General features: G+C 57.8%; 15 protein-coding genes. 7 read left to right on the top strand and 8 right to left on the bottom strand.

All coding sequences use genetic code 11. The annotated features are described in order from the left end of the window. Positions 1-54 precede the first annotated feature (54 nt). Both hmeg3_RS18595 and hmeg3_RS18590 read left to right on the top strand, forming a co-directional pair. On the top strand, positions 55-2253 hold the full coding sequence (locus tag hmeg3_RS18595) for a bifunctional diguanylate cyclase/phosphodiesterase (RefSeq protein WP_232511726.1): 2199 nt from the start codon (positions 55-57) through the stop codon (positions 2251-2253). Positions 2254-2399: 146 nt separating this feature from the next. Beyond that, positions 2400-4010 carry an ABC transporter substrate-binding protein gene (locus hmeg3_RS18590; protein WP_094565042.1) on the top strand — a complete coding sequence of 537 codons (1611 nt, stop codon included), beginning with the start codon at positions 2400-2402 and terminating at the stop codon, positions 4008-4010. Between the two features lie 145 nt (positions 4011-4155). On the opposite strand, the gene hmeg3_RS18585 is transcribed toward hmeg3_RS18590, so the two are convergent. Both hmeg3_RS18585 and cls read right to left on the bottom strand, forming a co-directional pair. Continuing rightward, positions 4156-5085: a hypothetical protein gene (locus hmeg3_RS18585; protein WP_094565041.1), complete on the bottom strand. Its 930-nt coding sequence runs from the start codon at positions 5083-5085 to the stop codon at positions 4156-4158. Positions 5086-5156: 71 nt separating this feature from the next. Beyond that, complete coding sequence (gene cls, locus hmeg3_RS18580) at positions 5157-6527, bottom strand: cardiolipin synthase (protein WP_369828838.1); 1371 nt, start codon at positions 6525-6527, stop codon at positions 5157-5159. Between the two features lie 401 nt (positions 6528-6928). Here cls and hmeg3_RS18575 point away from each other — a divergent pair, with 401 nt between their 5' ends. Then, entirely contained in the window at positions 6929-7327 is a 399-nt protein-coding gene (locus tag hmeg3_RS18575; protein ID WP_094565039.1) for a hypothetical protein, read from the top strand. Between the two features lie 15 nt (positions 7328-7342). Here hmeg3_RS18575 and hmeg3_RS18570 read toward each other — a convergent pair whose 3' ends face one another. The 6 genes from hmeg3_RS18570 to hmeg3_RS18545 form a co-directional block, all read right to left on the bottom strand. Then, positions 7343-9985, bottom strand: a complete 2643-nt coding sequence (locus hmeg3_RS18570) for a sulfite reductase flavoprotein subunit alpha (RefSeq protein WP_094565038.1) — start codon at positions 9983-9985, stop codon at positions 7343-7345. Between the two features lie 251 nt (positions 9986-10236). Continuing rightward, positions 10237-10926: a hypothetical protein gene (locus hmeg3_RS18565; protein WP_094565037.1), complete on the bottom strand. Its 690-nt coding sequence runs from the start codon at positions 10924-10926 to the stop codon at positions 10237-10239. 38 nt (positions 10927-10964) lie between these two features. Further along, the gene (locus hmeg3_RS18560; RefSeq protein ID WP_232511723.1) at positions 10965-12929 is read right to left on the bottom strand and encodes a DUF3274 domain-containing protein; all 1965 of its coding nucleotides are present in this window, start codon (positions 12927-12929) and stop codon (positions 10965-10967) included. A gap of 121 nt (positions 12930-13050) precedes the next feature. After that, complete coding sequence (locus tag hmeg3_RS18555) at positions 13051-14223, bottom strand: MFS transporter (RefSeq protein ID WP_094565036.1); 1173 nt, start codon at positions 14221-14223, stop codon at positions 13051-13053. 207 nt (positions 14224-14430) lie between these two features. After that, positions 14431-15294, bottom strand: a complete 864-nt coding sequence (locus tag hmeg3_RS18550) for an alpha/beta hydrolase (RefSeq protein ID WP_094565035.1) — start codon at positions 15292-15294, stop codon at positions 14431-14433. A 12-nt stretch (positions 15295-15306) separates the two neighbouring features. After that, on the bottom strand, positions 15307-16212 hold the full coding sequence (locus hmeg3_RS18545; protein ID WP_094565034.1) for a LysR substrate-binding domain-containing protein: 906 nt from the start codon (positions 16210-16212) through the stop codon (positions 15307-15309). Between the two features lie 180 nt (positions 16213-16392). Here hmeg3_RS18545 and hmeg3_RS18540 point away from each other — a divergent pair, with 180 nt between their 5' ends. From hmeg3_RS18540 to maiA, 4 genes are read left to right on the top strand one after another with little or no spacing between them, the layout of a single operon-like run. Beyond that, positions 16393-17709 (top strand): MFS transporter, encoded by a 1317-nt coding sequence (locus hmeg3_RS18540; protein ID WP_094565033.1) that lies wholly within the window; start codon positions 16393-16395, stop codon positions 17707-17709. Positions 17710-17746: 37 nt separating this feature from the next. Further along, positions 17747-19075: a homogentisate 1,2-dioxygenase gene (gene hmgA, locus hmeg3_RS18535; RefSeq protein WP_094566441.1), complete on the top strand. Its 1329-nt coding sequence runs from the start codon at positions 17747-17749 to the stop codon at positions 19073-19075. Further along, complete coding sequence (gene fahA / locus hmeg3_RS18530; protein WP_094565032.1) at positions 19075-20409, top strand: fumarylacetoacetase; 1335 nt, start codon at positions 19075-19077, stop codon at positions 20407-20409. Before hmgA ends, fahA begins: the two co-directional genes overlap by 1 nt. A 35-nt stretch (positions 20410-20444) precedes the next feature. Next, entirely contained in the window at positions 20445-21095 is a 651-nt protein-coding gene (maiA, locus tag hmeg3_RS18525) for a maleylacetoacetate isomerase (RefSeq protein ID WP_094565031.1), read from the top strand. The last annotated feature ends 370 nt before the right edge of the window (positions 21096-21465 follow it).

Here is a 21465-nt window from a genome sequence, read left to right as displayed (position 1 = left end):
CGATGGCACGCAACCGGCAACAGGTTCGCGGCCGGGCCTGATACAGGAAAAAGCTTGAGAGCATTGCAGAGACGACTATCGAATGCGTTCGTCGCCATTCAGGCGAGGTATGGCCGTTCGGCGCGCGCGCGCAGCATGCATGCGCGGTTGCACGCTAACGCCTATGCCGGCCATCTTCATCAGCAGGTGCGCGCGCCGTCGGCGGATCTGGCACGCAGCTTCCGCTATGTCGCAGATCAGTCGCTGGTGGGCGTCTATATGCTGCGCAGCGACGGCGCAGTACTACACGCCAATGACAAGATGGCCAATATGCTCGGCTACGATAGCGCCGCCGACGTGATCGGCCTGCATATCGCCAACCTCACCGCACCGGAAGACCTCGCCCTGCTGGAAGAAAACCTGCAGGCGCGTCTCTCCGGCGCAGAAGAACATGTGCGTTATACCCATCGCATCCTCAGCCGCGACGGTACGCGCCGCTGGGTGGAAGTGCACGGCAGCGTATGCCAGTATGACGGCGGCACGGCCCTGGTGGAGATGGCACTCGACGTCAATCAGAAGGTACAGTCCGAATGGCAGTCGCGCCTTGCCGACCGCGTCTTCGAATCGACCAGCGAAGGTATCCTGATCACCGATGCCGAGTTCCGCATCCTGGCCGTCAATCCCGCCTTTACACGCATTACCGGCTATCACCCGGAAGAAGCCATGGACAAGCGCTCGCGCATGATGACCGGCCCCGGCGCGCAGGCTGAAATCAACCGTGGCATGCTGCAGCGCCTCGCTTCAGACGGCCATTGGCAGGGTGAGATGAAAGACCGTCGCAAGGACGGCAGCTGGTATCCGGCATGGCTGTCGATTTCGGCCATCCGCGACAATCAGGGCGGCATCACCAATTACGTCGGTGTGTTCACCGACAACACCATCCGCAAGGAGGCAGAAAACAAACTGGCCTTCCTCGCCGATCACGACAGCCTGACCGGGCTGCTTAACCGCAGTAGTCTGATGCGTATTTTTGCTCAGCAGATTGAAGCGGCGCAGACGTCCGGGGAAACGCTGGTCCTGTTCTTCATCGACCTTGACCGCTTCAAGACCGTCAACGATACGCTCGGCCACCATGCCGGTGATCAGTTGCTGGTGGCCGCGGCTGAGCGTCTGCGCGAACAGCTGCGCCCGGACGACGTGCTGGCGCGTTTCGGCGGTGACGAGTTTGTCGTGATCCTCGGCGATTCACCGCCTCAGGAAATGATCTCCGCCATTGCGCAGCGCCTGATCAACAGTATCCTGCGGCCGTTCGTGATCAACGGTCATGAGATGTTCATCAGCGCCAGCATCGGCAGCGCCGCCTATCCGGAACACGGCGAAGATGCAATCGCGATTCTGAAGAATGCCGACATCGCCATGTACCACGCCAAGGAGCGCGGCAAGAACGCCTTCCAGCTGTTCAACAAGGAAATGAGCAATCATGCGCTGGAACAGATGCTGCTGGAAAACAGCTTGCGTCATGCGATCGAGCGCAAGGAATTCGAACTCTATTATCAGCCGCAATTTTCGGCGGTCGACGGCGCCATTTGCGGCGCCGAAGCCTTGATCCGTTGGCGTCATCCGACGCGCGGACTGGTGGCGCCGGGGATGTTCATCACCCTGGCGGAACAGACCGGCCTGATCGTGCCGTTGGGCGCCTGGGTGTTGCGCGAAGCTTGTCGCCAAGGCAAAGTCTGGCTGGACCGCGGCTACCAGTTCGGCCGCATTGCGGTGAACCTGTCGCCGCGCCAGTTTTCCTCCGATGATTTGCTGTCGACCATCGACAATGCCCTTGGACAAAGCGGCCTGCCGTCAGCGATGCTGGAGCTGGAAATCACCGAAGGCGCGATCATGCAAAATCCTCAGGAAGCAGTGGTGCTGCTCAAGCGCATGCGTCAGCTGGGGGTGACCATATCGGTGGATGATTTTGGCACCGGCTATTCGTCGCTGGCCAGCCTCAAGCAATATCCGCTCGATACGTTGAAGATCGACCGCAGTTTCGTCAAGGGTATCCCTGCTGATGCCGACGATGTGGCGATTACGGAAGCCATCATTGCGGTCGCCCACAAGTTGCATCTGCAAGTCGTTGCCGAGGGCGTGGAGTCTCAGGAACAGCACGACTTTCTGCGTGCTGCGGGCTGCGACATCGTGCAAGGCTATCTGCATTCCAAGCCGCTCTCTGCCGGCGAGATCGAAGCACAATGGTATCTCGGCGGCGTACAAGCCGAGACCTGAAGCTTGGCTGCAATCTGTCTGCAATCAATCCGGATGCATTGATGCCGGTAAAAAAATAAACGACTAAGCAAACTCGTTCTTGTTCGTTGACCATGCTTTTCCCCGCTTACTAAGATGCGATGTTTTACTAACGTCTCGGGGATAGCATGAAAAAGTGGGGAAGAAGAACATTTGCACGCAGCGTGATTGCTGCTGCTGCCGTTGTTGCCGCAGGTGCTTTGGCGGCGCTGTCGGGACTTGGCCAGCTGGCCAATGCCGCAGAGCCTAAACAAGGCGGGACGCTGACCTGGATCGTCACGCCGGAGCCGTCGTCGATTCTGCCGCTGACGACAACCGCCGGCGGTAATACTGAGCTGGGTCCCAAGATCGTTGAAGGTCTGTTGACCTACGATTTCAACCTCAATCCCAAACCATTGCTGGCCACGTCGTGGAGCATCAGCAAGGACGGTTTGCAATATCGCTTCAACCTGCGTCGTGGCGTCAAATGGCATGACGGCAAAGACTTCACCTCCGCTGACGTTGCGTTTTCGATCCTCACCCTGAAAACGGTGCATCCACGCGGTCGCGCCACCTTTGCCAATGTGACGGAAGTGCAGACGCCCGATCCGTTGACCGCCATCATCGTGTTGTCGAAGCCATCACCGACCTTGTTGACGGCGCTGGCCGGCGCCGAGTCGCCGATCGTGCCCAAGCATCTCTACGACAAGACTGACATCCTCAACAGCAAGTACAACAGCGCACCGGTCGGCACCGGTCCGTTCATCTTCAAGGAGTTCGTCAAGGGCAGCCACATCGTGCTTGAACGCAATCCCAACTACTGGGACAAGCCCAAGCCGTATCTCGACAAGATTATTGTGCGCTTTATCCCGGATGCGCTGGCGCGTGCTGCGGCGCTGGAGTCAGGTTCCGCCGACCTGGCCGGACAGGCGATTCCTTTATCGGATGTCACGCGTTTCAGCAAGCTGCCGAAGATCAACGTCGATACCACCAACTGGGCCTACATCGGTTTGCAGCAGCAGTTGTACTTCAACCTCGATACACCGGTGTTGCAGAAGCTGGAAGTACGCCGAGCGATCTCGCAGGCAATCGACGTCAATGCTCTGAACAAGGTGGTCTGGTACGGCTACGGCAAGGTCTCGGCCTCAGTAATCGGCACGCTCAACAGCAAGTATCACAACCCGGATATCAAGTACTTTCCGTACAACCCGAAAGAAGCCGAGGCGGCGCTGGATGCCGCAGGGTTGAAACGTGGTGCGGATGGCATACGCTTCCGCCTGCGCCTGCTGTACAACCCGTTTCAGGAGCGCCGTGCGGCCGATTTCGTGCGCCAGTCGCTGAGCCGCATCGGTATCGACGCCAACATTGAAAACTATGATTTCGGCACCTATGTCACCAAGGCCTACACGGAGCGCGCTTTCGACCTGACGCTGGAAGCCCTGGCCAATGTCTTCGATCCGACCGTGGGTGTACAGCGTGTGTTCTGGTCCAAGAATTTCAAGGTAGGCTTGCCGTTCTCGAACGCGCCGCACTATGTCAATCCGGAAGCCGATCGTCTACTGGAAGCCGCGTCGGTAGAGGTTGATGAGACTAGACGTCGTCAACTGTTCCTGGATTTCCAGAAAGTGGTACATGACGATATTCCATCGATCGAGTTCGGCGCCAATCCGAGCATCACGATTGCAGCCAAGAAGGTGAAGAACTACGCACCTACTGCCGAAGGTTTGCGCGGCAGCTTTGCGGAGTTGTATTTCGACTGAGTGCGATGTGGAGTACTTCGTAATTCAGTATGACCTACGAAGATTGAAGCAATAAAAAGCCGGCCTTCGAGGCCGGCTTTTTATTGTCGGATGATGTGCTTCATCCATGAATCTCAGCTGAGACTCCAGTCTGCGTGAACAGGACCTAGTTGGTGTTCTGGCGTGCATATTCCTTGCGTTTCATCGCCAGATAGTCTTCCTTGGGTACCTCATGCAACTGGCGCGGGTAGCGCTCGGTGGCAGCGAACCAGGTTTGCAGGCGTTGTTCCAATTGCTGCGCCGGCGGTGTCGCCAGGCCGCTCAGATAGGCGTCAATGGCGAGGTAGTAACGCATGGTGTTGCGCTCGACCGTCCCGCGCATGCCGCCGACATAGTTGGGCTTGCCATCGCTGGATTTGTCTACCACGGTGAAGCCGACCTTGTCGCTGCCTGCGGTCGCCAGATAGGCGCGCAAGGCGACGCGGCTGGCGAAACCGTAAGAATAGGAATACATCAGATGAATGAAACTGCGGCCGTCGGCGGTGGGAATCGCTTCGAGCTGGATACGATAGTCCCGTGTATCCAGCGGGCCTTTGTCGGCATTCAGGCGAATGTCAAAATAGTCATCGCTGCTGGTGTTGACCCGGTAGGCGAAATCGAGCCGATAGGCGTCGTCCAGCTCCTGGCTGTTCTTCTTGCCGACGCGCATGCTGATTGTGGCAGGTTTTTGTCCAGGACCGGCACGGCAGTACTTGGTATTGAGGTGCAGGATCAGGACGTCGCACCACTGTGCCGGTGAAGTCAGGGAACCATGTACTTGCGCGAAAGGGTAGTCCACCAACGCATAGATATCACCTTTGATGGCCGAGGAGCTTTCGGTTGAGTTGAGCGAGATCGGCCGGGAGAACTGGTTATGCGCGAGTTGCGGTTGCAGCGATTGATATTTTTCCTGCAGGGCGGCCGCGCCGGAAGGTGCATCGGCCGCCACGGCGCGCACGCAGGACAATGCCAGCCACAGCGCCAGCAGTACTGTCATCGATACAGCGATGCAGCGTGAAAAAGAGTTCGGCGATAGTCGGTGTTGAAAACGATACATGCATTATTCCTTGTTGCGTCGGCTGCGAGGTGAGGTGATGAAATTGGATGCGCCGGATGATATGTCAGCCGTTACAGCCAGCGCGCCCACAGACCCGCGCCGAATTCTTTCATGCGGTCGCTGATTGGGCGGTCTTTCCATGCTTCGAGTGTGATCTCTTTCGATGCGGCGATGTCACGGTCAAACATGGCCTGCATCTGCGCGCTGAACTGCGGCCCCAGAATGACGGCATTGATTTCCTGGTTATAAATGAAGCTGCGCCAGTCGAGATTGGTGGAGCCGATGGTCGACCAGACACCATCGATCATTGCTGTCTTGGAATGCAATAGCGCATCCTGGCGCTCGTAGATCTTGATGCCGCCTTCCAGCAGTTCGGTATAGAACGAGCGCGAGGCATACAGCACCAGCGCCGAATCACTCTTGCTCGGCAATACCAGGCGCACGTCGACACCGCGTTTCACCGCGTCCTTCAAGGCATCGCGCAGTTGCGGATCGGGAATGAAGTAAGCGTTGGTCAGATAGACCTTGGACTCGGCATGCTGGATAGCCGAGATGAAGGTCGCGTAGATCACGCTGTACGGATCGTCCGGCGAGCTGCCGATGCCGCGCACGATGTCATTACCTTGATTGGCGATCTTGGGATAATAGTTTTTCGCCGCCAGTTGAGGGCCGTGTTGTTTTTCCCATGTATCGATGAACAGCTTCTGAAACTCGGCGACGACAGGCCCATCCATGCGCACCTGCGTATCGCGCCATGGCACTTTGTTGGCCTCGTCGTCTTCTTTCGGCTTGCGTTTGCGGAAAGAACCACTGGAATAGACGCTGCTGATGTTGATGCCACCGACGAAGGCTGTCTTGCCGTCGACGATCAGCAGCTTGCGGTGATCGCGCTGATTGACTTCCCAGCCTTTGCGCGCTTGTGCCGGATTGACGGGATTGAATTCCAGCACTTGTACCCCGGCGTCAATCAGCGGCTGAAAAAACTCGCGCGGCGTACTGAGCGTGCCGACGCTGTCATACATCAGGTTGACCTGAACGCCATGTTTTTGGCGGTCGATCAGCAGATCGGAAAATTGTTTGCCGGTATCGTCGCTTTCAAAAATATAGGTTTCCATGTTGATGTGATCGCGCGCCTCGCGGATGGCGGCAAACATGGATGCGTAGGTAGCGGGGCCGTCGATCAGCAGCGTGACCTTGTTTCCCGCGACCAGCGGCGAACCGGTGATGGCTTCCTCGACGGCGAGGTGTTTCTCCAAGATCAGATTGTCCTGATTGTCTTGTTTGCTGTTCTTGAGCTTGTCGAGCGCGGCCTGGCTCTGTTCAGGTGTCAGGATCCCGCGTCCGCCCTTGATCTGGATGACTTTGGCAGGCTGGCTGTCCATATCTGGGACGATGCGCGGCAGTGAGCCGCAGCCGGCCAGCAACAGAGGCATGACAAGCATGAGCCGGCCCAGAGGGACGGAGCAATGGTCGATGAGGTTTCTAATTTTTTTTTGTTGCATCTTCATATCCTGCAATGTCCTGCAAAACGAGATGACCGGCCTGGTCGGGGTATACAAATGCTGGGCGAAAATAATGACAGCCTGAGTATATGCCCAGTTTTTGCAGGCTTGCGGCGTGCTGACGACGTTCGCGCCAAGAAGCGGTGGATTCCTACAGCAAAACGCGGCGAGGGCTGACAAGTTCCGCGCGACTTGCGGCGGCGCAGCGTATTTTTATGCTCTGTTTACCTGGATCTGCATTCTTTTTAGATCGTCTTTACGCTGCCGTGGCTAAGCTTGCTGCATGATGAATCTGATCGCAATCCGAACACAATCCCGACACAACAAGGAATGGGGCTGATATGAATCCGATGGTATGGCGCAAGCGTTCTTCTCTCGTGAGTAAGCTGTTGTTTCCCGAACTCTTGCCGTCGTTGACGGCGGGGTCTGCCAGCGCCGGTCTGGGGAGAGAGATTTCATCCGCATCGTACAAGCCGGACAGCCGGCCGACGCTGCCGAAACAGCGCGAACGCATGATGCATATCACCGTGGAAAGAGCGGAAGTCACGCACCTGCGCCAGGTCGTGATGCAGAGCTGCGGCCATTGCGTGTGCTTCATGCGCATGTCGCCGCTGGATCATGCGACGCGTATGGAGCTATGCCTGTGCGTGCAGGCGGAGGCCGTGCCGATGGTGATGGATGCCGTGATGTGGGCGCTGCCGCAGGCGGAGTTCAGCCTGCGGCAGGCGAAGGCTCATTAATTTTCAATATACGTTTCAATACACGTCGCGACGATAGCGGCCTTGCGCGATGAGATCGTCCAGCGCCGCTTCGCCGAGGATATCGGCCAGCGCGGCATCGACGCCTGCAGCCATGCCGTCGAGGCTGCCGCAGACATACAGCACGGCGCCTTCTTCTATCCATGCTTTCAGCATGTCGGCGGCCTGGCGCAGTTTGTCCTGGACATAGATACGTTCCGCCTGATCGCGTGAGAAGGCGAGGTCGACGCGGCTGAGCATATCGGTTTGCATCCACTGCTCGATCTCGGCGCGATAGAGGTAATCGTGTTCGCGCTTACGCTCACCGAACAGCAGCCAGTTGCGGCGCAGGCCGAGTTGCACGCGTGCATGCAGATGACTGCGCAAACCGGCGAGACCGGAGCCGTTACCGATGAAGATGGCCGGCACTGGTTCCGGCGCCAGCGAGAAGCTGCTGTTTTCCAGAATGCGCATGTCGATAACTGCGCCGACTTGCGTGGCTTCGGTCAGCCAGCCGGAGGCCACGCCAAGACCGTCGTCATGTACCGCCTGACGCACCAGCAAGTGCAAGCGTCCGTCCCGCGGAATCGAAGCGATGGAGTACTTGCGCGCAGCCAAGGTTTGCAAGCCGTCAGCCACTGCCTGTGCCGTGATGCCGGGTGGCAGGCTGCCAGCGGCAGGCAGGATGCTGCGCGCAAGGGTATCTGCGAGTGTGCGTGTCGTGCCTTGATGCTGAACTGGTGTCTTGCCGTCAAGCGATGTGCGGGAAAGGAAAAGCGCGACGCGGTCATCGGCATGGCGCGGCAGTATCTCCACGAGTGCACCGGATTGCCAGTTCAGATCCTTGCTTGACGGTGCGTCGAATTCCAGATGATAGATGCCGTGGCCGCAGCTGCCAGCGTTAAGCAGTGTGCGCGTGCGCAGCGTCCAGGAGCCATAGGCGGCCTCTTGCGTAAGCTGTGTGGAGATTTCTTCTTCCAGCATTACGCCGCCGGTCAGTGCGCTCAGCTCGTGCTGCCATTTAGCCAGGCTCGCCGGCGCGTTGTTGTCGACCTCGATCATCGGGAAGAGTGCTTCTGCACCTTGGCTGCGCAGCCAGTGATCGAGCGTGTGACCGAAGCCGCAGAATTTTTCGTAATGACGATCACCGAGCGCCAGCATGGCGTATTTCACATGGCTGAGTGTGCTGCCCTGCTGATGCGCGAGTTGCTTGGTGAAGCGGCGTGCATTGTCGGGCGGTTCACCTTCGCCGAAGGTACTGACCACGAACAGCACGCGATGGAAATGGCGCAGACGTTCAGGATCCAGCGCCGCCAACGATTGGACGATGACGGTGACGCCGGCTTTTTGCAGTGCAGCTGCCGTATGCAGGGCGATGCGTTCCGCCTGGCCGGCTTGCGTGGCGTAAGCCAGCAGAACGGCTTCCTTGTTGTCGGTTGGGGTCGTACCTGAACCTGCCGTCTTGCTCTGGTCGAGCAGTGCGCGTTCAGCGCGGACGGCACGTTTTTTACGGCGGCGATCCAGATACAGCATCCATCCGGTGATGCCGAACAGCGGCATGATCAGCGCGGCGATCATCATGATGATACGGCCGGGCAAGCCCCAGTAGGTACCCATGTGCAGTGGATAGATTGCGCCGATGAAGCGGCCGCCGGTGTTCTTGTCGGCGAAGCGCTCATTGAGCTTGATTTCGCCGGTTTGTGGCACCACGTTCAGGCGGTTGCGCGCACGTTCGTGCGAGGCGTCCGGCAGCAAGTAGTTGAACTGAATTGGCTGCGTGGTCTTTTCGGCAATGCGGATATTGACCAGCGTGTAGGGGCCGGCTTCGCGTACGAACGTGTTCCAGGCCAGTGTGAGGTCGAGCGGGGCAGGTTCGGTTCTGTCGGACTTCTCGGACTTATCGTTGTCCTTCTCCCTATTCATGCCCATGCCTTTGGGCTTGTCGCGCCTGGCGTCTTTGGATTGCGGTGCGCGTGCTGGTGTTTCCTGACCCGCCAGCGTATTGACACCGGCTCTGAACCAGTCGAACGCCCAGAACATGCCGGTGGTCGTGAAGATGACGTACATCACCAGCGCCCAGGTGCCGATGACCGAGTGCAGGTTCCACAGGAAAGAGCGGCCGGAGAGGCCGAAGTCTAGCTTGAACCAGGCGCGCCAGTTCAGCGCGCGGCGCGGCCAGCGCATATACAGGCCCGACAGCGCCAGGATCAGCAGGCACATCGACAGGCTGCCGGTAACAATCTTGCCGGTGTCGGTCGGCAGCAGCAGCCAGCGATGGAAGCGCTCGGTGAATTCGAAGAATTCATTGCCGGCCAGCGGTGGCAGCAGTGCACCGGTATAAGGATCGACGTAGCGCATTTCTCCGCGGCGTACACCCGGCGGCGGCGCGAAATTGATGCGAACGGAAGCGCCCGGTTCCGTCGATGCGATGATGACGGCAACGCGTTCATGCGGCACTTCTGCACGCAGGCGTTCGAGGATTTGCGGCGGCGTCAGCGGAGCTTCCTGGCGCACTGCCACGTGGACGATGCCGGGGTTGAGCCAGTCGGTAATTTCTTCACGGAAAGACAGGATGGCGCCAGTCACGCCGATGAACATCAGCACGGTGCCCGCAGTGATGCCGATGAACCAGTGGATCTGGAACCAGATTTTCTTGAACATGTTTTTCTCATTAGCTGGCTGGCGGCGAGCTGAAACTGAAACAGCGGAGGAAACCAGCGAGCGGAAGGCGTTTTGCTAAAGCGCTCTATTATAGATGATCAAGAGAATGAGAATTATTCCTCAATGTATCCGGTATGTTGCAAAACAGCCGTTTCAGGCGCTCGCCGTGTCTTTTTGCAACATCATGCTGGTCAAATCATGGGCTGGCCAGCATGGATATGTTGTTGGATGGTTTTATGGATGTGTAAACGTTATTTCGGTTGCGGCAAGTTACTTGGGCGAATGCTGCTGTCACAGGTGAAGCGATCCTGGCCGGAAGGAGTGCGCAAGAGAGGTAAAGGCTTCCCCGAGAGATACTCGTCATGCAAATCCGGCGGATACGGCTTCTCGAGATCAATGCCTGGCACAAGAGGATATTTGGTGACGGAGGTCGAACCATTGGTTTGACTGATCTTTTTAACTAAATAAAACCCATCCTTGGCGATGAGGATGGAGTAGTTTTCGGAGTCTTTGGTGGGATAGGGACTCTGCATGTATTTCTTAGGCTTAAATGTTCTTCCACCGTCAGTGGAATATTGAAGATAGACGTTGCAGCCCTTGTCGCGGCATGTCGTAGCGGGAGCGTCCGGAACGACAACATTCATTTCACTTGGGTCGTCGATAATCAGACGGCCTTTATAGTCGCTGAAAGCACCCGTCCAGAGTTTGGTGCGAATCCCCGCCTTTGTATCGATGTAGTAGTTGTCGCCAAAGCACTTGTCATAGTTCTCCAGAGAGATATAGCGATGGTCGTCAATCCGATAGAGGACCTGGGGCGGCATGTCGGGGCTGGGTCTTAATATCGTGCCGTGTGAAGAAGTTGGGGGCGCGTCGTTTTGCGCGCATGCGGTCATGCCGACCGCCAGCAAGGCCGCGCCGATCATTTTTAATGTCTTCATCATGTTATTTTCTTTCGTTCTGTTGTTGTGACTGGTAGGGCTCACGCTCCGTTGTGGATACGTGCTTCATCAGCACGACGTTGCTGTTCGCTAACCGTCTCAGGATCAAGCCCCGGCGGTTTAGCTGGCACGTCTAGTTTCCCATCGGCAAAGTAGTCATCCTGAAAGCTGGTCCAATCGGCGAGCACCATCAGCCTGTACCAATCATCCCGGCGGTAGCTCTCGGCATAGCCAATGGGTAGGTCGTAGGCCACCACGCACTTCATAAATTCAACATGCTCTGGCATGGTGCTATGGTTGGGTGGCATGGGATACCAGTTGGTGATGCGCTCTTGCATTTCCTCCTGCGTTTCCAGCTCGCGCTTCTTGCCGCCGGGGCTGTACACGTCGTCGCGGTCTATCCAGGCTTCGCGCTGTTGAATGGAGGAGAAATAAGCATAATCAGGTTCGTTGAGCGTACCGTCTTCCTTTCTCGCTCCCCATGCATCTGCTGTATGCAGCGCCTCGTCAAAGTAGACGTTGACTTCTTCGGTCGTCATTTTCCCGTTGATCACCTTTATTACTTTTTTCTTTCGAGGTGTGCTCATCTCTTCTGCCGTCAAGGGATGGGGCACCTTCTCGGCATTGACGGACACCATCTGATCCTGCGGCGGTTCTGACCACAGCTTGCCGAACTTGGCGATGGGCTTGTTCTTGTTCCAGAAGTCGGTAGGCAGCACACCCGGTTCCGGATCGGGAATGCGGGGCAAGGTGCCGAAAGGCGTCAATGCCGGTTCGTCACCGCAGGACGTGCCGCGCGCGAGCATGCGCTGCTTGACCACATCCTGCATGCCGAACAGCACGCCGCCGGGGATGCCTTGCCAGCCTATGCTTTGCAATGGCGTGGATCCCATGACACGGTCATGCGGGTTGAAATAGTTGTACAGCCGCCCATGGTTGTCGCGCTCAGGCGTGCCGCAGGGGTGGACAATGTCAGGTTTCCAGAAATGCATTTGGCCGCACTTGGTGGCGCCCACACGCAGGCAGTCGAGCCGCTTCTGATTGAAGAACTGTTTATTGGGCCGCAGCTTGTCGACGACGGCCTGCAAGGTGCGCAGCCGCGCGCCGTCGGTGGGGCGGTCACCGCCGACTGTCAGGGCGTCAGTGATCTTGTCGGTCAGGGCATAGGGCGAGTTCATGAGCATGACGGCGTCCGGCGGCCGCTTCTTGCACAACAAGGTCGCCGCCAGCGCGATCATGGTGCCCTGACTGTGCGAAAGCAGTGTCACGCTATTGAGGGACTGTTCGCGGATGGTGTCGATCAGATTGGCCAATCGTTGCGCAGCATGGGCGAAATACTCGCGTGGTGGCGCATCGTTCAGTTGCCGTTCTACCTCGGTATTCAGGTGCTGCATATCGAAGCCCAGTACATGACGACTAAACCCCTCCTTGTTCCAGAGCTGTTGCAGGCTGTTGGTGCCGTTCTGGAAAGGACCGCCGCCCCAATACCAGAGGTCTTCGGCATCCTTGTTTTTAACGGGGTCGTAGGTGCCGTGGTCGAGCTGGTCGGGATTTTTTAGCGGGATACGCCATTTTCCCTCAGATCCCTTTTGGGCGCGGTAACCCCAGTAGAAGCGGATGACGGGGGAGCGGCCTTTGTTATCAGGTTTCAACTGTCGACGAATAGGCTTACCATCTTTTACCGTCTCGTATTGATTCGGAGACAAGTCATCACGATTCAGTCGTTCATTCAAGCCGTCGCATAAAGCTTGTTCAGCCGCGTCATACCACTCTCCTTCGGAATTAACACCATGTACGAAGATAACGATGCCGGGCATGTTGATGGACAAATCAACGCGTGCATAGACTTGGTAGCTCTCCGGTGTTTCATACGACTTCCAGTTCATATTTCCGAAGGTGTCGATGACCCATTCGACAGGGTTCATCGCGTCGGGATGTTGGTAGCCTGACTTTGCTGGCTTGCCATTGAAGCAATTTGTCTTAATGGGGTAGTTCACAATAGCCATGCTGAGTTTCCTTCGAATAGTCATGCAACGAGATCGTTAATCTTATTGCAAGGTTAGAAGGAGGAAATCAGACGCTAACGGTTCAGTTTCTAGAAAATATAATTAATCGAAAATATTTATCTCATGTCTTGTCGTTATTCTGTTTTGCCTCATCCTTTTGCAGAATCAAGCTGGCCAGAATCATGGCGGCAACCAGTACAGCCACTGGCAGCAGACCGTAATGCAACAGGAAACCGGCAATCTGCGTGCCGATACCCGACAGCGTCAAAGCAAGGAACATCAGGAAGCCCGACGCCAGGCTGGTGAGCGACTTCGGTACCGACAGCGCACGCGTCACGGTGGACGGGCCACGCAGGCCGAGGCCGGCGCAGAACAGCATCCAGCAGAGGATCAGCGGCGCAACGTGGTGTATTTCAACAATGCCCAATGCGATCAGCCCGGCCACGGAGAACAACTGAACGATCGCTCCGGCTTTCATCAACTTGTAGGTGCCGCAGCGATGCGCCATGGCGCCCGCGCGCGAGGCGGCAACGATAAAGGACGAGACGCCGCAGACTTGCATTAATGCAAAGGTACCGGGGCCGCGTCCGCTCCATTGTTCAATCAGATGCGGTGCGCTGGCGACAAAGGTGATCAACGCGCCGAAGGTCAGCCCGTAGACCGTGGCGTCGCGCAGGAAGGTGCGGTTTTGCAGCAGGACGGGGTAACTGATGGTTTCTTCGGGCGAATGCAATATCTGCCGTCCCGGCACCAGCGCCAGGATAAAGGGCAGCAAGATCAGCGCCAGTATCGCCACCAGCCAGAAGTTGCTGCGCCATCCCGATACCAGCAGGATGCCGGTGCCGATCACCGGCGCAATGGCCGGGATGATCGATTCGGCGATACTGACCCACGAAATTGCCCGCACCGCATCCGCGTCAGTAAAGCGCCGTCGCAGCAACACCGGCACCACCACCGTTGCCGCACCTGCACCGATACCCTGGAGCGTGCGATAAATGATCAGCGCATCGACATCCGAGGCCAGCGCGCAGGCGACGCCGGTCGCGGCCAGCAAGGCAACGCCCGCCAGCAGTGTATTGCGCATGCCGAGCTTGTCGGCTACGGCGCCCCAGAACAACTGCGACAGCGCCAGTGCAATCATGAAAGACGAAATCGTTGCCTGCACGGTCGGCACGTCGGTGCCGAGATCGTGCGCAAGATGTGGCAAAGCAGGCAGGTAGAGATCGGTCGCCAGCATGCCGACACCGGTCAGCGCGGCCAGAGGAATGATTTGCAGCAGAGGTGGACGGGACATCAGCGAAACTCAGTGAAACTCAATCAGGCTCTTGCGCAGAAAGACAGGCAGAGAGCGTAACAAGATGCAAATACGGGGCGCGGTCTCTGATCATGCAGTGGCTTGCCATGACAGGTCAGGGGGTAATGCCTGATACCGTAGGAGATGCAACGCGAAGAACGGAGATGATACCACCCGCCGTTTTTCATTCTTGCAGTTTGGTGCCGGCTATTTGCCGGCCATGGCGATAATCGCTTGCGCCAGCTCACTGCTGCCGTCGGCAAGTTTGTCGATGACATCCAGATGATGGCCATCTGCAAGTTTGACTTGTTGAACGGGAAAGCCGGCGCCATGAAGCGCCAGCGCATAGGCGTTTTTTTGCCGGTGAAACTCCGCCGACTCTGCGCCGCCTGCGGTCAGAATGACCGGTATTTTCGTTGCAGGCAGATGATGCAGCGGACTGTATTGCTGCACTTGCGGTCCATCCAGCTGCAAGGTCTCATTGAGATAGCACAGCCGTATCGGTTCCAGATCGTAGAGCCCGCTGACCCCGCACAATCCCTTGATCGCATCAGTCGGCAGACCCGCGTTGCGCCAATCGGTACTTGCCAGTGCGGCTGCCAGATGGCCGCCGGCGGAATGTCCCATCACATAAATACGCTCGGTATCGAAACCGTATGACGACGCTTGCCGGTACAACCAGGCGAATGCCGCGCGCACGTCGGCAACGATTTCGGGGATGTCGACTTCCGGTGCGAGGCGATAGTTGAGCATGGCTACCGCAATGCCGGCTTGCCGATAAGGCTCGGCGAGATGGCTGAAGTCGTTCTTGTCCAGCGAACGCCAGTAGCCGCCGTGCACAAAGACCAGCAGCGGTGCAGCAGCGTCGGCAACCGGGAAATAATCCAGGGTTTGCAGCCGGTGCATGCCGTAGTGAAGATTGCTGCGCATCGGCGGGAGTCTGGTCAATTGCTGGCGATAGACGTCTGCCTGCTGATTCCAGCGGTCGAAGATATCCTGAAAACGCGGTATGCCGGAGCGCACGTTGTATTGCCGGTCCAGCTGTTCACGGTCGTAGTGCAGGTAGTGCATTACTGTCTCCTGTTATTCGGCAAAGTGCTCCGAGATGAAGCCGCGCAGCCACTGATTTCCTTCGTCCTGATTGAAGCGGCGGTGCCAGAAGATATTGGTCTGCAAGGACGGTAGTCGCAGCGGCGGACGAATGTATTGTAGGTTGAACGGCTGCGCTGCGCTCTCGGCCAGTTTTTGCGGCACGGTCACGATCAGGTCGGTGGTGCTGACAATATAGGGCACGGCGGTGAAGTGCGGCACGCGGAAATGCACGTTCGGCCGGATGCCGGCTTTTTCCAGATTCTGGTTGATGCGGTCGTAGGGGCTTTCCAGAGAAGACACCACAAGATGCCGTGCCGCCAGGAATTCCTTGATGGAGACCTTCTTGCCTGCCAGCGGATGATCCTGGCGAAACATGCTGACGTAGTTCTGGCGAAACAGGCGACGCTGATACAAGGCGCTCGAGACATTGTCGAATGCGCCGATGGCGAGATCGACGCGGCCCGACTCCATCTCGGTCTTCAGGTCGATCGTGCCGGCGCGCACCGTGCTGATCTGGATGCCCGGCGCCAGAAGGCTGCATTGTTCGATCAGCACCGGCATGAAATACACCTCGCCGACATCGGTCATGGCAATCGTGAAATGGCGTTCGCTGGTCGCAGGGGAAAACGCTTCCTGCCGGTTCAGCGCCTTGGAGACATGAAGCAGTGCGGACGCTACCGGTTCGGCCAGTTGCTGAGCGAACGGCGTCGGTTGCATGCCTTGCGCCGTCCGCACGAAGAGGGCGTCACCGAAGGTGCGGCGCAGGCGTGCCAGCGCGTTGCTGACCGCCGGCTGCGACAGGTTAAGCCGCCGCGCCACGGAAGAGATCTGGCGGTCCTGGAAGACTTCCTGAAACACCACCAGCAAATTGAGGTCGATATCTTTGGGTTCGATCATGTTTGCAACATTTGTTCGGTATTGATGTTTTGATCACTATTCATCATATCAATGAACTACATTGATCCATTTATATCGTAAAAGTCGCATCATTGCACTACAGTCTCAAACCAATAAAAAAGCGCCGCGTTGACATGTAGACAAGTGGCGCGCATCCACAACCAATCTGGAGGAGCACAGATGCAATCTGACGTGATCAATGTCGACCATGTTGTCGAGCAGAGCCGTTTCGGCGCATTTCAATTCGGGCTGTTGCTGCTGTGCGGCCTGTGCCTGATCATCGACGGTTTTGATATCCAGGCCATGGGTTATGTCGCGCCGGCCATCATCGGCGACTGGCATGTCAACAAGGCCAGCCTCGGTCCGGTATTTGGCGCCGGTCTGTTCGGCATGCTGCTGGGTTCGCTGGTGTTGACGCCGGTTGGCGACAAGTATGGTCGCCGTCCGGTACTGATTGTTTCCACCTTCTTCTTCGCTATCTGCATGCTGTTGACAACGCGTGTTGAAACCATCGACGAGTTGCTGGTGCTGCGCTTCATCACCGGCTTCGGGCTTGGCAGCATCATGCCGAACGCGATGGCGCTGGTTGGCGAGTTCAGCCCCAATAGCAAGCGTGTCACGCGCATGATGCTGGTGTCGTGCGGCTTCACGGTCGGTGCGGCGGTGGGCGGCTTTGTCAGTGCGGCGCTGATTCCCGCTTTCGGCTGGCGTTCGGTGTTTTTGGTTGGCGGGTTAATCCCGGCGGTGTTGGGTGTGGCCATGCTGATCTGGTTGCCGGAATCGATTCAGTTTCTGGTGCTGCGCAAGCGCCCAATGAAACAGGTCGCGCGCTGGCTCAACAAGGTGCAGCCGGGTTTGCAAGTCAATGAGGGCAGCACCGTCGTGGTCAAGGAAGCCAAGAATGACGGCATGCCGGTAGCCGAGCTGTTCCGTGACGGCCGCGCCGGTGTGACGCTGTTGCTGTGGCTGATCAGTTTCATGAATCTGATCAATCTGTATTTTCTCTCCAACTGGTTGCCGACGCTGATCAAGGATGCGGGTTACTCGACCGGCACTGCGGTGCTGATCGGTACCTCGCTGCAAGTGGGCGGCATTGTCGGCACGCTGACACTGGGCTGGTTCATCAATCGTTTCGGTTTCACCAAAGTGTTGGGAAGCTGTTTTGTCGTTGCCTGCGTGTTCATCGCCCTGATCGGTCATGTGGCGACGATGCCGGTGCTGTTGTTCATCAGCGTGGTGGTGGCGGGATTTTGCGTGGTCGGCGGTCAACCGGCAGTGAATGCGCTGGCCGGGACTTTTTATCCGACGCAATTGCGCTCGACCGGTATCGGCTGGGCGCTCGGCATCGGTCGCATCGGCTCCGTGCTGGGGCCGGTGATCGGCGGCCAATTGATTGCCATGCAATGGGCGAATAGTTCGCTGTTCATTGCGGCTGCCGTGCCGGCAATCATCTCGGCGCTGATGGTGGCACGTCTGCATTGGTATCGGCCGCAGTAATTTGTTCCAGACTTCGTTTTTCCCAGAAGGACGCATCATGAATACGCTTGCAGAAACTTCCCTCGCCAAGGCAGCCTATCAATCGGGCTTTGGCAATGAGTTTGCGACCGAGGCTTTGCCGGGCGCCTTGCCGCTCAACCAGAACTCGCCGCAGCAAGTCGCGTACGGCCTCTATGCAGAGCAAGTGTCCGGCACGGCATTCACAGCGCCGCGCAGTCACAACCGCCGTTCGTGGCTGTACCGGATTCGTCCGGCGGCGATGCACGAGCCGTTTGAGCGCATCGACAACGGCCTGATCGCGCGCTTCGACGATGTCGAGACGCCGCCGAATCAATTTCGCTGGGATCCGCATACCATGCCGACGGCGCCGACGGATTTTGTCGCCGGACTGATCACCATGGCCGGCAATGGCTCGCCCGATGCGCAGACCGGTTGTGCGATTCATTTGTATGCGGCCAATCAATCGATGACGGATCGTTTTTTCTATTCAGCTGACGGCGAATTGTTGATTGTGCCGCAAGCCGGTCGCCTGCAGCTGCTGACCGAGCTGGGCGTGATCGACCTCGAACCGCAAGAGATCGCCGTGATCCCGCGCGGCGTGCGGTTTCAGGTGAAGCTGCCGGATGGGCAGGCGCAAGGCTACGTCTGCGAAAACTTCGGCGCGCTATTGCGCTTGCCGGATCTGGGGCCGCTGGGCTCCAACGGTCTCGCCAATCCGCGCGACTTCCTCACGCCACAGGCCTGGTATGAAGATCGCGAAGGCGACTTCCGTCTGATCGCCAAATTCGGCGGCAACTTGTGGCAGGCGAAAATCGGCCATTCGCCGCTGGACGTGGTGGCGTGGCACGGCAACTACGCGCCGTACAAGTACGATCTGCGCCATTTCAATACCATCGGCTCGATCAGCTATGACCATCCCGATCCATCCATCTTCCTGGTGCTTCAGGCGCAAAGCGATACGCCGGGCGTGGATACGCTGGACTTCGTGATTTTCCCGCCGCGTTGGCTTGCCGCTGAACATACTTTCCGTCCACCCTGGTTCCATCGCAATGTCGCGAGCGAGTTCATGGGTTTGATCCATGGCGAGTACGACGCCAAGGCGGAGGGCTTCCGTCCCGGCGGCGCCAGCTTGCACAATTGTATGACCGGTCATGGCCCCGACGGCGCGACTTTCGAGAAGGCCAGCCGCAGCGATACCAGCAAGCCGAACAAGGTCGCTGATACGATGGCTTTCATGTTCGAGACGCGCAACATCATCAAGCCGACGCGTCATGCATTGACTTCGCCGACGCTGCAAAAAAATTATTATCAGTGCTGGATGGACATCAAGAAGCACTTCAACCCACAACAAGGCCCGGAGCAATAATGAGTATCTCTTTGAACGAAACCCACGACGTCGCCCTGCGTAGCTGGGTTGCCTCGGCCAATCTCGCCGGCAGTGATTTCCCGATCCAGAACCTGCCGTATGGCGTGTTCCGCAGCAAGGGGGCCGGAGAAGTCTTCCGTGCCGGCGTCGCCATCGGCGATCAGATTCTTGACTTGCGTGCAGCCTTTGAAAGCGGCGCATTCAGCGGCTTTGGTGACGTGGTTCACAAAGCGATCGTCGCAGCGACCGCAGGCAGCAATCTGAATCCCTTGATGGAACTCGATGCTGCAGCGTGGTCTGCCTTGCGTCTGGCCTTGTCGACGTTGCTGCGCGAAGGCTCGGTGCGTCAGTCGCAACTGGAGCCGGCGCTGGTGCCGCAAGCCGAAGCCGAACACGCTCTGCCGGCGCAGATCGGTGACTACACCGACTTCTATACCTCCATCCATCATGCGACGGCGATTGGCAAACTGTTCCGGCCCGACAATCCTCTGTTGCCTAACTATAAATGGGTGCCGATCGGCTATCACGGCCGCTCGTCGTCAATTGCCGTATCGGGACAGCAGTTCCGCCGTCCGGTCGGTCAGACCAAGCCACCGACTTCCGACACGCCGGTATTCGGCCCATGCAAGCGTCTCGATTACGAAATGGAAGTCGGTGTCTTCATGGGGCAGGGCAACGCCATCGGCGACGCTATCGGTATCGGTCAGGCCGAGTCGCATGTGTTCGGGTTGTGCCTGCTGAATGACTGGTCGGCACGCGACGTGCAGGCGTGGGAATACCAGCCCCTCGGCCCTTTCCTGGCAAAGAATTTTGCTTCGACGATTTCGCCGTGGATTGTCACGACGGAAGCGCTGGCGCCGTATCGCTCCGCGTGGACACGCGACGCAGCCGATCCGCAGCCGATGGCATACCTGGACTCTGCCGAGTTGCGTGCTGGCGGCGCTTTCGACGTGCAACTGGAGGTGCTGCTGCAGACGAAGGCCATGCGTGAAGCAGGCACTGCACCGCAGCGCCTGTCGCTGGGCAATTTCAAGGACGCTTACTGGACCGTGTCGCAACTGGTGGCGCATCACACCGTCGGGGGCTGCAACCTGCGCGCCGGCGACTTATTGGGTTCGGGCACCTTGTCAGGCCCGACGCCGGAGTCGGCCGGGTCGCTGCTGGAGCTGACCGCCGGCGGCAAGCAATCCATCAGTCTGGCCAATGGCGAGACGCGCATCTTTATCGAAGACGGCGACACCGTCATCATGCGCGGCTGGGCCGAGCGCGACGGCTTGCCGCGCATCGGTTTCGGCGATGTGGCAGGCACGGTGTTGCCGGCGCGTTCAGTGTGATGATGCCCTTATAAAAATACCAAGGAGACGAAGGCATGACGATTCATCTTTACAGCTACTTTCGCAGCTCGGCATCGTATCGGGTACGCATCGCGTTGAATTTGAAAGGCCAGTCCTACGACACCGTGCCGGTGCACCTGGTCAACAATGGCGGCGAACAGTTTGCACCGGCATTCAGCGCCCTGAATCCGCAATCGCTGGTGCCGGTGATGGAAGAGGACGGACATCACATCACGCAGTCGCTGGCGATGCTGGAGTACCTGGAAGAGCGCTTCCCGACACCGGCGCTGCTGCCGGCGGGCTTGCTGGATCGCGCGCACGTGCGAGAGATTTCCCTGGCAATCGCCTGTGATATCCATCCGCTCAATAACCTGCGCGTGCTGCGCATGCTTAAACAGGAACTGGGTGTGAGCGAGGAGGTCAAGCAGCAATGGATACAGCATTGGGTCAAGCTTGGTTTTGCCGCGCTGGAGCAGCAACTGGCAGCGAGTCCGCAGCGCGGACGTTTCTGTTTCGGCGACACCCCGACGATGGCCGACTGCTGTCTCATTCCGCAGATTTTCAATGCGCGCCGTTTCGAGGTCGACATGACGCCGTATCCGACGCTGGCCGCGATTGATGAAGCCTGCGGCCAGCTCAAGGCATTTCAACTGGCGCAACCATCGGCGCAGCCTGATGCCGCTTGATGGCATGAAGGCACGAGGACTTGAAAGTCCGAAGTTTGTCTCTTCATTAACAGTATTGCGCGACCAGATCCCCGGGCCTGCCGGCGCGGGATCTTGTTCGTTGATGCGGTAAGACCTTTCGACCGGTACGCTATTCCCATGGCCGGTTTGCCCCAAAAACGGGCATCTTCATCTCTTCCAGAAAATTCTTGTTGGAAATTTGCCAAATATCTTTCTCTATTGATACTGTGACCTGCTGGAATTACGGCTGCCAACAGTATTGCCGGTATAATTTTCCTCGCTAAGCTACCGAATCAAAATAACAAGACGCTTCGACGAGCGCTGTGGATAAAAGCAATAATGCAGGTGCCGAGGGATTCAGTCCAAGGCG

This window comes from Herbaspirillum sp. meg3 (assembly GCF_002257565.1).
GTDB lineage: Bacteria > Pseudomonadota > Gammaproteobacteria > Burkholderiales > Burkholderiaceae_D > Herbaspirillum.
Note: the sequence above shows the minus strand (reverse complement) of the source record. Positions and strands in the feature narration are given on the sequence as shown.